The sequence below is a fragment of the Christensenella sp. KGMB01412 genome (assembly GCF_055522415.1).
Map to the genome: position 1 here is coordinate 202,673 of NZ_JBVFVW010000001.1, position 13,683 is coordinate 216,355.

The window sequence follows — 13,683 nt, forward strand, 5'->3', positions numbered from 1 at the left end:
CATCTATACAAAATTATTTCGGTTATAGGTGGCAGGAGCGGAGGGGAGTAGGGTTTTGGCTTAAATATGCTGGTTTTCTGCGGGTTGCATTATAGTGAAAACAGCATCAAAATTCAAGAAAGAGGACAATATCCTGTTTGTGTATTTAATTGAACAGGAACATATCATCCCCCATTTCCGTGTTTCAAATCCGCCGCCGCGTTTTATTATTACTTCAATATAATAATATTGGAGGATTTTTGATATGAACATTTTGATTCTTGGAGCTGCGGGGCAGATCGCAAAAATTTTGACGGAAATGCTGCTTGAACAAATGGACGCATCCCTTGTTTTATACGCGCGCGATGCGCAGCGCCGGCTTTCTGCCGCTGACCTGCAAAGGGAAACACTGATAGCCGGGGATTTTCACGATGCAAAAAAACTATCCGAAGCGATGAAAAATATAGATGTCGTCTATCTCAACGAAATGAGCGATAAAACAGCTGTAAGCGCAATTCTGACGGCGATGGAAAACGCCGGGATAAAACGCATCATCGGGGTGACGACACTCGGTATATACGGTGAGGTCGGTGGCGCATTCGGAAAATGGAACAAGCAAATGATCGGGGATATGACACCTCCCTATACCGCTGCCGCGCAGGTTCTGGAACAATCGGGCATGGATTACACGCTGCTGAGGCTAAGCTGGCTGTATAACGAGGATGGAAATGTCCGCTATATGCTGACGCAAAAAGGCGAACCGTTTGTGGGGGCGCAGGTCACCCGGCAGGCCGTAGCGCAACTTGTAATAGACATCATAAAAGACACCACCGGGAAATATATCCACAAGAGCCTCGGCGTGAGTGAACCGGATACAGACTGGGATAAGCCATCATTTTATTGATGCCGCTCTCTCTGCATTTCCTCCTTGCTAAGGGCGGCGTGCCGTTCTTATATGATTTTGAAAGGAAGTAAGATTCAGTCAATGCCAAATTCTTTTGCATAATGAACAATTCCCGATATTGACGGGGCGTCGTCCGTAAGTTTATATGCCATAAAGTTTTTGTTCGGAACTTCAAAACAAGGTTGGATATTGAATTCTGAGGCAGGCAGATACCTTGTCCGCCTGTTCTTTCCAAGCGTAGAGCATTTTAAGCCTTTTTGTCTTTGTTGCCGCCCCGTCTGCTTCGCTGACGGTCAGTACGTAAGTATCTGCATCTGCGCATAGTATAGTAGGTGTGCTTAATGAAAGCCAAGGGAAAACAAAAAGGTTTAGTATTTTCTTAAAGGATCAGAAATGCAAACGGAGGTTTCGTTTTTTTCGTTTGGGCGGCGTTGGCCTGTTTTTTGGTGCGGAACAAACGCTGTTATGATATAATTTAAAGTACAAGTTTAATATGGTAACTAACTCACAAATGACAAATATGGCTAAAAGCCTCATGGATAGGGTGCTTTTATTTTATATACTATAATAAAGTAATCAAATTTCAGGAACGATAGCAGAAGAAACGAATGAAAGAAATAAGGCCGGAAGGCATACAGGGATCTTAATTTGGGAGGGGTTCAAACAATGGAGAACGAATTGAAAATCAAATTGTACACATTTACGGTAGACTGCCTGGAGCCTTATGAATTGGCAAAATTCTATGCTGCTCTTCTCAAGTGGGAAATACCGTTTCATGATGAAGATTGGGCGTGCGTAGGCGCTCCGGGAACGGAGCAGGGAACGTATCCTGGAATTATGTTTCAGCGGAATCCTGAGTATGAACCGCCGGTGTGGCCGGAAAAGCCGGAAGCCCAGCAACAAATGGCGCACTTGGACTTTGCCGTTAACGATTTGGAAAAAGCAGTCCAATATGCAGTCGATTGCGGAGCCACGATTGCAGATGATCAATTTTCTGATGGTTGGAGAGTGATGTTTGATCCAGCAGGGCATCCATTTTGCTTATGCCAGATGAAATCAATCATTGAAAACGCCAATTTTGCGTTGCTATAGAAAGCATTAAGCGGAATAGGCTTGTAGCAAAGAAAATAACTCTATCCTTACACTTAAAAGGGCTAAATGGCTGAACTGCCGGGAGGCCCTTTTTGATTTCTGTTTTTTAGTCTGGATGGTAAATAATCTAGATACGGAAAAAAGAAAAATCAGAAAAAAGAAACGCCTGTATAAAAGAAATATTAAAGAAGATGAATAATAATATTCGTTCCGTTACGATGTATAAAAAATATATTGGACAAATAATTCGATAATGCGTTGCGGGAACAGGCTGTTTTTAGTATGATATTGATATGAGTTTTTATACTTATTTTTTATCTTAATTGTAGGAGGTATCATATGGAGAAGTTTTTCAAGCTGAAAGAAAACGGCACGAAGGCGTCAACTGAAGTGATCGCGGGACTGACCACATTTTTTGCGATGTCCTACATCATTTTTGTTAACCCGAGTATCTTATCAGCAACAGGAATGCCGACGCAGGCAGTATTTTTGGCAACGATCATTGCCGCTGCGATCGGTACGCTCGTTATGGCATTGTTTGCGAACGTGCCATATGCACAGGCGCCGGGCATGGGCCTCAACGCATTTTTTACCTACACGGTATGTTTTGCGCTGGGATTCACGTGGCAACAGGCTCTCGCAATGGTTTTCATCTGTGGTATCGTAAACATCCTGATTACGGTCACAAAACTCAGAAAAGCAATTATCAAATCTATTCCGGAATCATTGCAGCACGCGATCGGCGGCGGTATCGGCATCTTTGTCGCCTATATCGGAATCAAAAACGCCAACCTGGTGCAGTTCACATCTGATCCGGGTACGATTATGTCTATCAACGGTTCGGCTTTTTCCGCAGGCGCGACTTACGAAGGAATCACAAGCGTAGTATCGAGCGGCGGAGCGGTTCCTGCACTGGCGGTGTTCAATTCGCCGGCGCTTATCCTTGCGCTGATCGGCCTTATCCTTACGATCATCCTGCTCGTTGCAAAAGTGAAGGGTGCGATCCTGATCGGTATCGTTGCTACGACAATCATTGGCATCCCGCTGGGCGTTGTAGACCTTTCCGCCATCAGTCTCTCTGCGGACAGCCTTTCCGCTTCCTTTCAGGATTTGGGAGTAACGTTTGGCGCGGCGTTTGGGCCGGAGGGGATGCAAACCCTATTTGCCGATCCATCCAAGATACTAATGGTCATTATGACAATTTTTGCATTCAGTATATCGGATACGTTTGACACGATCGGTACATTCATCGGTACGGGCCGCCGCAGCGGAATCTTCAGCGCGGACGATATGAAGACGATGGAAAACAGCAAGGGATTCAAATCCAAAATGGATAAAGCGCTGTTTGCGGATGCAATCGCTACTTCAATCGGTGCTGTTGTGGGTACGTCCAATACCACAACCTATGTAGAGAGTTCGGCAGGTATCGGCGCGGGCGGCCGCACGGGACTAACGAGCCTTGTAACGGCGATTGCGCTATTAGCGTGTATGTTCCTTGCGCCGGTTATGGGCATTGTGCCGTCGGAAGCGACAGCGCCGGCGCTCATCGCAGTCGGTATCATGATGATGTCCGCATTCAAGGAAATCAAGTGGGGCGACTTTGAAGAAGCGGTTCCGGCATTCTTTGCAGGAGTGTTCATGGCTCTCTGCTACAGCATTTCCTATGGTATCGCGGCAGGCTTCCTGTTCTACTGCATCGTGAAAATCGTTCGCGGCAAGGCAAAGGAGCTTCACCCGATCCTTATCGTTTCTACAATCCTGTTCATCCTGAACTTCATTGTACTGGCGGTTATCTAAAACAGAATAGAATTTGTTTATAAGCCGGCATCTGCCGGCTTATAAACTTAATTCAGATTAGTAAGTAAAACTGAAGGAGAAACAGAAATGAAAGTTGCAGTGATTATGGGATCAAAAAGCGACCTGCCGGTATTGCAGCCGACGATCGACACATTGAAGGATTTTGGGATTGAGGTAGAGGCGCATATCATGTCCGCACACCGGACGCCGGAGCTTGCTGCAGATTTTGCAAAACACGCGAAGGATAACGGCGTGGAAGTGATCATTGCAGCCGCAGGAAAAGCCGCGCACCTTGCAGGGGTGATCGCCGGACACAGCATTTTACCTGTAATCGGACTGCCAATCAAGTCGTCAACCATGGACGGACTCGATTCGTTGTTATCCACGGTGCAGATGCCGGAGGGGATTCCGGTGGCTACGGTAGCCATCAACGGCGGAAAAAACGCCGCTTTATTAGCAGTGCAGATTCTCGCGTTAAAATATGATACATTAAGCGATTTATTATATAAGTTTAAAGAAGACATGCAGCTTAAAGTTGTGGCTGCGGACGCTGAACTGAAAAAGGAGTTATCAAAATGAACAAGACAGAGCAGATGTATGAAGGAAAAGCAAAAAAAGTTTTCAAAACAGACGATCCGAATTATGTAATCGTGGATTATAAGGACGACGCAACAGCGTTTAACGGCTTGAAAAAAGGCACGATCGTAGGCAAGGGCGTCGTCAATAACAAGGTCTCGAACCATATGTTCAAGATGCTTGAAAAGCATGGCATTCCGACACATTTTGTAGAAGAAATTTCTGATCGCGAGACAATCGTAAAAAGCGTTTCTATCGTTCCGGTAGAGGTGATCGTACGTAATATCGCGGCAGGAAGCCTTTCCAAGAGACTTGGCATTCCCGAAGGAACCAAGCTCAAATCCACAGTGCTTGAATACAGCTATAAGGACGATGAGCTTGGCGATCCGATGATCAACGATTATCACATTTATGCCATGGAGCTCGCAACACCGGAGGAAATGGCAAAAATCGCAGAGTATTCCTTTAAAGTAAATGAAGTGATGACCGAATACTTAAAGCAGTTTGGGATTGAGCTCATTGACTTTAAACTGGAATATGGCCGTTGCAATGGAGATATCATCCTTGCAGATGAAATATCACCGGACACCTGCCGTTTCTGGGATTCCAAGACGGGCGAGAAGCTGGACAAAGACCGTTTCCGTCAGGATCTTGGCAATGTGGAAGACGCTTATCAGGAAATACTCAAAAGGCTCATGGGAGAATAATTTATGCTCTTTGAACCAAACAAGGAGTATGAACGCTGGAAGCCGCGGGACGACGTGATGCCGGAAGAATGCGGTGTATTTGGAATCTTTACGGACGATCGCCGCTACGATCCTGCTGAAGCGACTTACCTGGGGCTTTATGCGCTGCAGCACAGGGGACAGGAAAGCGCTGGGATTGCCGTTTCGGACGGTAAGGGCATCAAGTTTCACAAAGGCATGGGACTCTGCTCCGAGGTATTTAAGGATAACCTCGGCCCACTCCTTGGCGGACATATCGGAATCGGCCATGTACGTTATTCTACTACGGGTGACAGTATGGCCGATAACGCGCAGCCGCTTGTAATGTCTTACCGTGGCGGAAAATTCGCGATGGCGCATAATGGGAACCTGATCAATAACACTGTTCTCCGCGAAAAGCTGGAGGACGAGGGAACGGTTTTCCAGACGACGATTGATACGGAAGTCATGGCGAACCTGATCGCACGCTATTCAAAGCATGGGATGCTAAAAGCAATTTCTGCGATGATGAAGGTTGTGCGCGGTGCGTATGCGCTGGTGATCATGACGCAGGACGAGCTGATTGCGGTGCGGGATCCGCAGGGAATACGCCCGCTTGCGCTTGGAAAGCTTGATAACAGCTATGTCGTTGCTTCCGAGTCGTGCGCGTTTGATGCAATCGATGCGGAGTTTGTACGGGATATCCGTCCGGGCGAAATAATCGTGATCAACAAAAACGGGCTGAAGTCTTATCAGGCGCAGTCCGCTATGGATACGGCGCTTTGTGTGTTTGAATATGTCTATTTCGCGCGGCCTGATTCCGATATCGATGGGATCAGCGTATATCGTTCCAGAGAAAACATGGGGACAAGGCTTGCACAGGCCTTTCCAATCGATGCGGACCTTGTGAGCGATGTGCCGGATTCGGCAACGCCTGCCGCGTCCGGATATGCGGCGGAAAGCGGGATTCCATACGCCAAGGCGCTTGCAAAAAACCGATATGTAGGCAGGACGTTTATCCAGCCGTCACAGGCATTGCGGGAGCGTGGCGTCAAGCTGAAGCTCAATGCGATCAAGAGAAATGTGCACGGTAAAAAGCTGATCCTGATAGACGATTCCATTGTGCGCGGCACAACCAGCCGGAAAATCGTTGAGATGCTGCGCCTTGCGGGAGCGCGGGAGGTGCACATGCTGATCAGCTCGCCGCCGGTCATCTGTCCCTGCTTTTTTGGGATCGATACGCCGTCGCACGACCAGCTGGTCGGCTCAAAAAACTCAGTTGAGGAAATCAGGAAAATTATCGGCGCGGACACGCTGCATTATTTGTCTATCGGGGATTTGCTCAAAACGGTAGAGGGCGCGGGTTGTAACTTCTGTGCAGGCTGCTTTAACGGGCAATATCCGGTGGATATCAGGCGGGCGCTCAAAGAAACCGAAACTATGGACCTTATGACGATTGAATAAAAGGAGATCAGGAATGGCAGTTACTTATAAAGACGCCGGCGTAGATGTAGAGCGCGGCTACGAAGCGGTAAAGCTGATGAAGGAGCACGTAAAAAAGACGTTTGACGGGAATGTGATTACAGACCTTGGAACCTTTGGCGGGATGTACGACATTGGAAACGGTCAGGTGCTTGTTGCCGGAACGGACGGCGTGGGTACAAAGCTCAAGGCGGCCTTTGCGATGAATAAAAACGATACGGTAGGCATCGACGCGGTGGCGATGTGCGTCAACGACGTGGTGTGTCACGGGGCGAAGCCGCTGTTCTTCCTCGATTATATTGCCACAGGCGCTCTTGTGCCGGGCGTTGCGGCAGATATTGTGAAGGGGATTGCGGAAGGCTGTATGCAGTCGGGATGTGCCCTGATTGGAGGCGAGACGGCTGAAATGCCCGGGTTTTATCCGGAAGGGGAGTACGACCTTGCAGGCTTCTGCGTGGGGATCGTCAATAAGAAGGATATTATCAACGGCTCGCAGATCAAGCCGGGCGATAAGGTCATCGGCCTTGGCTCCACTGGAATCCATTCCAATGGTTTTTCCCTTGTGCGCAAGTTGTACCAAATGGACGACACCTTGAATACGACAAGGATTGAGCAGGTTGGGAAAACACTGGGAGAATTGCTTCTGGAGCCAACCAAAATATACGTAAAATCAATTTTGGACCTGATTGGCAAAGCAGACGTGAAGGGGATCGCCCATATTACGGGCGGCGGTTTTTACGAAAATATCCCTCGTGTCCTTCCTGAAAATGTGAATGCAAAAATCAAGCTTGGCTCATGGGATATGCCGTATGTATTTGAAAAACTGGTGGAAGACGCAAAGCTTTCAGAAAAGGACGCGTACAATACCTTTAACATGGGGATTGGCATGATTGTCGTAGTAAACGCGGAGCAGGAGGAAGCCGCGCTCGAAGCGCTTACCGCTTCCGGTGAACGGGCGTTTTCGATTGGAGAAATCACAGAAGGCAATGGAGGCATAGAGCTATGCTGAAATTTGCCGTTATGGCTTCCGGCGGAGGTACTGATTTCCAGTCATTGATCGACGCGGCCCAAAGCGGGCAGATCAATGCTGAAATTTGCTGCCTTGTGGCGGGGAAGCCTGACATCTATGCCATCGAGCGTGCAAAGACTGCGGGAATTCCGGTGGAGGTCGTACAGAAAAAAAGCTTTGGCACGGTTGAAGCGTTTGACGAGGCGATTCTTGCTGCTCTTAAAGCGCATGCTGCGGATTTTGTGGTTTTGGCAGGGTATCTCAGTATCATTGGGAAGAAAACGATATCTGCGTACCGCAATAAGATCATAAATATCCATCCGTCGCTTATTCCAAGCTTTTGCGGAATGGGGATGTACGGTGGAAAGGTGCATGAAGCAGTCATTGAGTACGGGGCGAAATTCTCCGGGGCGACCGTGCATTTTGTAGACGAAGAAGCAGATACCGGGCCAATCATCATGCAGCAGGTGGTGCCGGTAATGGAGGACGATACGCCGGAAAAGCTGGCGGCGCGCGTGCTGGAAACAGAGCATCGAATTTTACCGGAGGCGGTTGCGCTGATGGCGGATGGAAAGCTTCTGGTAGAGGGCCGGCGCGTAAAGGTTTTAAAATAATTTTTGGGAGGATATAATCATGGCGAAAAGAGCTTTTTTAAGTGTGTTTGACAAAAGCGGAATCGTCGATTTCGCAAAAGGGCTGATCGACTTGGGATTTGAAATACTTTCGACAGGAGGGACGCAGCGCGAGCTGGAAAATGCAGGTCTTGCCGTCACAAACGTATCGGACATCACAGGATTTCCGGAATGCCTTGACGGCAGGGTAAAAACGCTGCATCCGAAAATTCATGCAGGAATCCTTGCAATGCGTGGAAACAAGGAGCATATGAAGCAGTTGGAGGAGCTCGGCGTGGACACGATCGACGTTGTAGCGGTAAACCTGTACCCGTTCAAGCAAACAATTTCAAAACCGGACGTGACGCTTGAAGACGCGATAGAGAATATCGATATCGGCGGACCGACCATGCTGCGTGCAGCTGCGAAAAACTGGCAGGACGTTGCTTCGATTGTAGACAGCGCGGACTATGAAACCGTACTCAATGAGCTGAGGGAAACCGGGGCGGTATCTCGCGAAACCAAATTCCGCCTGTGCGCCAAGGTGTTTGAAACGACAGCTGCATACGATGCGCTCATCAGCCAATACCTGCGTAAACAGCTTGATACGGAAGAGCTGCCGGAGAAGCTGACGCTGACCTATGAAAAGCAGCAGGATATGCGTTATGGCGAGAACCCGCACCAGAAGGCGGCCTTTTATAGGGAACCGCTCTATGTGCCGGGCAGCCTTGCTAACGCGAAGCAGCTCAATGGAAAGGAATTATCCTTTAACAATATCAACGACACTGCGGGAGCGCTCGACTGCCTTCGCGAGTTTGAAGAGACGACGGTCGTGGGCGTAAAGCATGCCAATCCATGTGGCGTGGGAAGCGCTGAGACGGTCTATGACGCATATTTAAAGGCGTATGAATGCGATCCTGTTTCTATTTTTGGAGGCATCGTAGCCTGCAACCGGGAAATTGATGAAAAGACAGCTGCGCAGATGAGCAAGATATTCCTTGAGATTGTTGTAGCTCCTTCCTATACGAAAGAGGCGCTCGACATTCTATGCCAGAAAAAGAACCTTCGTGTGCTGCGCCTGCCGGACATCGCGGCAAAGCTGCCAAAGGATGGCATCGATACCAAAAAAGTGCTCGGAGGCTTGCTGGTGCAGGGGCTTAACGATCAGATGTTTGACGGAGAATTTAAGGTAGTGACCAAGCGCAAACCAACGGACGAGGAAATGGAGAATCTTGAGTTTGCATTCAAGGTTGTAAAATATGTAAAATCCAATGGGATTGCGATTGCAAAGGGAATGGGTACGCTGGGCATTGGCCCGGGACAGACCAACCGTATCTGGGCGGCGGAAATGGCGCTTGAACGGAGCGGCGAGGAAGCAAAGGGGGCCGTTATGGCTTCGGACGCATTCTTCCCATTTGACGATTGCGTGGAAGCTGCTGCAAAGGCGGGCATCACGGCAATCATCCAGCCGGGCGGCTCGATTCGTGATGAAGATTCCATTAAAAAGTGCGACGAAAACGGGATCGCAATGGTATTCACGGGAATCAGGCATTTCAGGCACTAATAGGACGGGAGACGAAGATGAAAAAAATACTTGTGGTTGGCGGAGGGGGGCGCGAACACGCGATCCTTTGGAAACTTTCACAAAGCAAAGAGGATTTGGCGCTGCACTGCGCGCCCGGAAACGGTGGAATTGAGCAGCTTGCGACGTGCGTTCCCATAAAAGCGGACGATGTGGAAGGCATCGTAGCATGGTCGAAGGAAAACGGCATGGATCTTGTATTTGTCGCGCCGGATGATCCGCTTGCGCTCGGCATGGTAGACGCACTGCAAAAGGCTGGAATAAGGGCGTTTGGACCAACAAGGGCCGCGGCGGAGATCGAGTGGTCGAAGTCCTATTCCAAATGGCTTATGAAAAAGTACGGTATTCCGACGGCGGATTTCGAAGTGTTTGACGATGCGGATGCGGCAATCGCTTACCTTGAAAACGCAAAGTACCCAATCGTCGTAAAGGCAGATGGCCTTGCGCTTGGCAAAGGGGTACTGATCTGTGAGGATTTTGCACAGGCAAAGCAGGCGGTACAGGAAATTATGCTGGATCAAAAATTTGGCGCTGCAGGATCGCAGGTGGTGATCGAAGAATTCATGACAGGCCCTGAGGTTTCCGTGCTCGCGTTCTGCGATGGAAAGACAATTTTGCCAATGCTTTCCGCACAGGATCACAAACGCGCGTATGATAACGATGAAGGGCTGAATACCGGCGGTATGGGCACATTCTGTCCTTCGCCCAAGTTCACGCAGCAAATGCAGAAGCAAACGCAGAAGGATATTTTTGAGAAGACAGTAGAGGCGTTAAATGCGGAAGGCAGGGAATTCAAAGGGGTTATTTTCTTTGGGCTTATGCTCACGCCGGAGGGCATCAAGGTGCTGGAATATAACGCGCGCCTTGGCGATCCGGAAACGCAATCCGTATTTTTGCTTCTGGAAACAGACCTGCTCGATATCATTGACGCAGTGATCGACGGAACGCTTGATGAAATCGAGCTTGACTGGAAAGATGGCAGCGCGGTCTGCGTTGTGATGGCTTCCGGCGGATATCCGCAGAAATATGAGAGCGGTAAGCTGATTACAGGCCTTGATAAAGTGGATGAAGACGTTGTCGTATTCCATGCGGGAACCAAATCTGGGGATGGCGGTATTTATACCAACGGAGGCAGGGTGCTTGGCATTACGGCTATGGGAAAAGATATTCCAGCGGCACGCGAAAAAGCATACGATAATGTGAAACGAATCAGGTTTGACGACGCTTTTTACAGAAAAGACATTGGGATCAAATGATTGGGTTATCAATAAATAAAAAGGCATTGCAGCTGCAATGCCTTTTTATATTTCAATCATTCAGGTCAGAACTGTTTCAGGATTTTATCCGCCACGTAAAGGCCGTTGGCCGCAGCCTGGGACAGGGAACGGGTAAAGCCCGCGCCATCACCGGTAGCATAGACATTCTTGAAACCGTCGAGCTCAAAATCGTGGGCAAGGGGGCGTGCGGAATAGTATTTGCATTCGATACCATAAAGCAGGGTATCGTAGTTTGCTGTTCCGGGCGCTATTTTATCAAGCGCGTAGAGCGTTTCGATGATGTTGTCAAGCTGCCGCTTGGGCAGGCAAAGGCTCAGGTCTCCGGGCACCGCGTGAAGCGTAGGGCGCGTTGTGGACTGCGACAGACGGTTGGTATCCGTACGCCGTCCCGCCAGAAGGTCTCCAAACCGCTGAACCAGTACGCTGTCGCCGCTGATCAGGTTGGCAAGGCTTGCAACGTGCCGCGCATATTCAATCGGCTCTTTAAAGGGTTCTGTAAAGCGAATCGTGGTAAGCAGTGCAAAGTTGGAGTTATTCGTTTTACGCGATTGATCGCGGTAGGAATGACCGTTTACAGTCAATACGCCGTTTGTGTTTTCCGTAACCACATTGCCGCGCTCATTAAAGCAGAACATACGCGTCGTATCGCCATAGGCTTTGCTGCGGTACCAGATTTTGGGCTCGTAGATGCGCTTGGAAAAGTGCTCCCATACGCTTGAAGGGAGCTCGACGCGCACGCCGATATCCACCTGGTTGTTCGTAAGGCGCACGCCATTTTTTTTGCACCACTGCGTAAAGAACTGGCTGCCTGCACGGCCGACAGCAAAAATAATGTCGGTAGCCTGCAGTTCAAATGTATCCGTTTTGGATTTCGCACAAATGATGTGGGAAGAAGCGTCAACATCGGCTACATCCGTGTCGGTGAAGATATCGCATTTTTTTGCGATGTGCTCAATCATCCGGCGCATTGTATCGAAATTTTCGTCCGTACCGAGGTGCTTTAATTGCGCCTGCGACATATGCAGGTCGTATTTCAGGCACTCTGCTTTAAGCTCATTATCCGGCTGATACCGCTCGGTGGTTGCGCCAAACGAGACAAGAAGTTTATCAGCCTGCTCAATATAATCAATTACCGTTTCCGGTTCCAGAAAGTCTGTGAGCCAGCCGCCGTATTCCGTAGAAATCACATATTTGCCATCCGAAAAAGCGCCTGCTCCGGCCATGCCCTCCATGATGGCGCACGAATCACATTTTACGCAATGATCCGCTGTTTTTTTGATAATCGGGCATATTCGTTTTGTGATTGAATGGCCTTTTTCCAGAAGAGCCACCTTAAGGGCAGGGTTAGACTCGGTCAGGCGGTAAGCACTCATGATTCCGCTGATACCGCCGCCGATGATTGCAACATCATAGTTTTTCAATGAATTTACCTCGTTTGATTTGTGTTACAGGCCAAAAGCCTGTGTAACGGCAGTAATTGCCTTCGTCGTGTTTTTGCTGCCGATACAAAATGAAATCCGCGTCTGGGAGTTCGTCATAATATAAGTTTTAATATGATCTGCCGCAAGCGCGGAGAAAAGCCTGGCGACAACGCCAAACTGCCGTTGCATTCCTTCGCCCTCAATGGTGAGCTTTGTAATATCCGTAACACAGTCATACCTGAGACCGTCAAATTCTGACAGAACCGATTTCGCGATCTCGATATCGGAAGAGGAGATAGAGAAAACGATATCGACTTTTCCATCCTGAGGATACGCCTGGCTGATTGTATCGAGGTTAACGCTGTTTTTAGCCAACGCATCAAAAATATACGCGATATGCTGCGGTTCATGCGGAATACCAATAAGCGTGATGATCGCGTCGTTCTCATCCTCCGCATAAATGCTGCTGACAATTTTCATGCCGGATATAATATCCTGCATGGAATAAAGCCCCGCGGGTTTATCGTGGATAAATTTCGCGGCACGGATTGCGCCCTCTGCAAAAATATGCTTGGACATCGCGCGGTGATGAATCTCGATCACCTCGTCATTTCCCAAAAACAATACGTCGTGGTCGCCGACCACCGTCCCGCCGCGAACGGCATGGATTCCGATTTCTTTGACGTCGCGTTTTGCGCGCACATCGGGCGTCCGTCCATATACGTACTGTTTACCACCGGAAAAAGCTTCGTTGATTTTGTCTGCAATCGCAAGGGCGGTACCGCTGGGAGCGTCCACCTTTTGATTATGGTGTTTCTCAACAATCTCAATATCAAATTTGTCGCCAAGGAATTCAGACGCCTTTTTACTAAGCTCCATTTGCAGGTTTACGCCAAGGGACATATTCGCGGAAAAGAAAATAGGAATATGCGCGGAGGCATTCGCTATCATTGTTTTATCCTGATCCGAATATCCGGTCGTGGCAAGCACGGCTGGAATATTTTTTTTGCTGGAAAAAGCAAGGATATCGGGGAGGGCTTCCGGACGGGAAAAATCGATGACCACATCCACAGATTCGATCACCCGGGAAAAAGTCTCGTAAACGGGAAAGGGATTTTGCCGTGCATCCGGCATTTTATCGATTCCCGCCACAACTACCATATTTTCATCCTCAGCAATGCACCCGGAAAGGATCTGGCCCATTTTTCCGTTGATGCCGCTGATCAATACTTTTATCATTTCTTTGCCT

12 protein-coding genes and 1 pseudogene are annotated in these 13,683 nt (G+C 48.8%); 10 read left to right on the forward strand and 3 right to left on the reverse strand.

Annotation, left to right across the window (positions count from 1 at the left end; translation table 11 throughout):
• Window positions 1-244 precede the first annotated feature (244 nt).
• The 10 genes from ACS5WU_RS00995 to purD all read left to right on the forward strand — a co-directional run bounded on the left by ACS5WU_RS00995 (window position 245) and on the right by purD (window position 10,992).
• Complete coding sequence (locus tag ACS5WU_RS00995; protein WP_302761414.1) at window positions 245-883, forward strand: NAD(P)H-binding protein; 639 nt, start codon at window positions 245-247, stop codon at window positions 881-883.
• A 666-nt stretch (window positions 884-1,549) separates the two neighbouring features.
• Window positions 1,550-1,975 carry a VOC family protein gene (locus ACS5WU_RS01000; protein WP_302761412.1) on the forward strand — a complete coding sequence of 142 codons (426 nt, stop codon included), beginning with the start codon at window positions 1,550-1,552 and terminating at the stop codon, window positions 1,973-1,975.
• Between the two features lie 339 nt (window positions 1,976-2,314).
• Window positions 2,315-3,772 (forward strand): NCS2 family permease, encoded by a 1,458-nt coding sequence (locus ACS5WU_RS01005; protein ID WP_046443051.1) that lies wholly within the window; start codon window positions 2,315-2,317, stop codon window positions 3,770-3,772.
• A gap of 87 nt (window positions 3,773-3,859) precedes the next feature.
• Window positions 3,860-4,351 carry a 5-(carboxyamino)imidazole ribonucleotide mutase gene (gene purE, locus ACS5WU_RS01010; protein WP_302761410.1) on the forward strand — a complete coding sequence of 164 codons (492 nt, stop codon included), beginning with the start codon at window positions 3,860-3,862 and terminating at the stop codon, window positions 4,349-4,351.
• Window positions 4,348-5,055 (forward strand): phosphoribosylaminoimidazolesuccinocarboxamide synthase, encoded by a 708-nt coding sequence (gene purC, locus ACS5WU_RS01015; RefSeq protein ID WP_046443049.1) that lies wholly within the window; start codon window positions 4,348-4,350, stop codon window positions 5,053-5,055. The genes purE and purC overlap by 4 nt, the downstream gene beginning before the upstream one ends.
• 3 nt (window positions 5,056-5,058) lie before the next feature.
• Complete coding sequence (purF, locus tag ACS5WU_RS01020; protein WP_465088881.1) at window positions 5,059-6,516, forward strand: amidophosphoribosyltransferase; 1,458 nt, start codon at window positions 5,059-5,061, stop codon at window positions 6,514-6,516.
• Window positions 6,517-6,529: 13 nt separating this feature from the next.
• Complete coding sequence (purM, locus tag ACS5WU_RS01025) at window positions 6,530-7,543, forward strand: phosphoribosylformylglycinamidine cyclo-ligase (protein WP_046443047.1); 1,014 nt, start codon at window positions 6,530-6,532, stop codon at window positions 7,541-7,543.
• Window positions 7,540-8,157, forward strand: coding sequence for a phosphoribosylglycinamide formyltransferase (gene purN / locus ACS5WU_RS01030; RefSeq protein WP_156415105.1), 618 nt, complete (start codon window positions 7,540-7,542; stop codon window positions 8,155-8,157). Before purM ends, purN begins: the two co-directional genes overlap by 4 nt.
• A gap of 19 nt (window positions 8,158-8,176) precedes the next feature.
• A complete protein-coding gene (gene purH / locus ACS5WU_RS01035; protein WP_302762209.1) occupies window positions 8,177-9,718 on the forward strand; it encodes a bifunctional phosphoribosylaminoimidazolecarboxamide formyltransferase/IMP cyclohydrolase in 1,542 nt (513 codons plus the stop codon).
• Between the two features lie 17 nt (window positions 9,719-9,735).
• Entirely contained in the window at window positions 9,736-10,992 is a 1,257-nt protein-coding gene (gene purD / locus ACS5WU_RS01040) for a phosphoribosylamine--glycine ligase (RefSeq protein ID WP_465088882.1), read from the forward strand.
• Between the two features lie 65 nt (window positions 10,993-11,057).
• On the opposite strand, the gene ACS5WU_RS01045 is transcribed toward purD, so the two are convergent.
• From ACS5WU_RS01045 to dapB, 3 genes and pseudogenes are all read right to left on the reverse strand, one after another.
• A complete protein-coding gene (locus tag ACS5WU_RS01045; protein ID WP_046443144.1) occupies window positions 11,058-12,386 on the reverse strand; it encodes an NAD(P)/FAD-dependent oxidoreductase in 1,329 nt (442 codons plus the stop codon).
• A 72-nt stretch (window positions 12,387-12,458) separates the two neighbouring features.
• Window positions 12,459-12,935: an ACT domain-containing protein gene (locus ACS5WU_RS01050; protein ID WP_413815499.1), complete on the reverse strand. Its 477-nt coding sequence runs from the start codon at window positions 12,933-12,935 to the stop codon at window positions 12,459-12,461.
• A pseudogene (dapB, locus tag ACS5WU_RS01055) lies at window positions 12,918-13,673 on the reverse strand (4-hydroxy-tetrahydrodipicolinate reductase); the annotation flags it as partial. The pseudogene dapB and the gene ACS5WU_RS01050, both read right to left, overlap by 18 nt.
• Window positions 13,674-13,683 lie beyond the last annotated feature (10 nt).

Coding starts and splice junctions, on each gene's coding strand:
- purH (WP_302762209.1), top strand. CDS start 8,177: ATGGCGAAAAGAGCTTTTTTAAGTGTGTTTGACAAAAGCGGAATCGTC.
- purM (WP_046443047.1), top strand. CDS start 6,530: ATGGCAGTTACTTATAAAGACGCCGGCGTAGATGTAGAGCGCGGCTAC.
- ACS5WU_RS01045 (WP_046443144.1), bottom strand. CDS start 12,386: ATGAGTGCTTACCGCCTGACCGAGTCTAACCCTGCCCTTAAGGTGGCT.
- purE (WP_302761410.1), top strand. CDS start 3,860: ATGAAAGTTGCAGTGATTATGGGATCAAAAAGCGACCTGCCGGTATTG.
- ACS5WU_RS01050 (WP_413815499.1), bottom strand. CDS start 12,935: ATGCAGGATATTATATCCGGCATGAAAATTGTCAGCAGCATTTATGCG.
- ACS5WU_RS01000 (WP_302761412.1), top strand. CDS start 1,550: ATGGAGAACGAATTGAAAATCAAATTGTACACATTTACGGTAGACTGC.
- purC (WP_046443049.1), top strand. CDS start 4,348: ATGAACAAGACAGAGCAGATGTATGAAGGAAAAGCAAAAAAAGTTTTC.
- purF (WP_465088881.1), top strand. CDS start 5,059: ATGCTCTTTGAACCAAACAAGGAGTATGAACGCTGGAAGCCGCGGGAC.
- ACS5WU_RS00995 (WP_302761414.1), top strand. CDS start 245: ATGAACATTTTGATTCTTGGAGCTGCGGGGCAGATCGCAAAAATTTTG.
- purD (WP_465088882.1), top strand. CDS start 9,736: ATGAAAAAAATACTTGTGGTTGGCGGAGGGGGGCGCGAACACGCGATC.
- ACS5WU_RS01005 (WP_046443051.1), top strand. CDS start 2,315: ATGGAGAAGTTTTTCAAGCTGAAAGAAAACGGCACGAAGGCGTCAACT.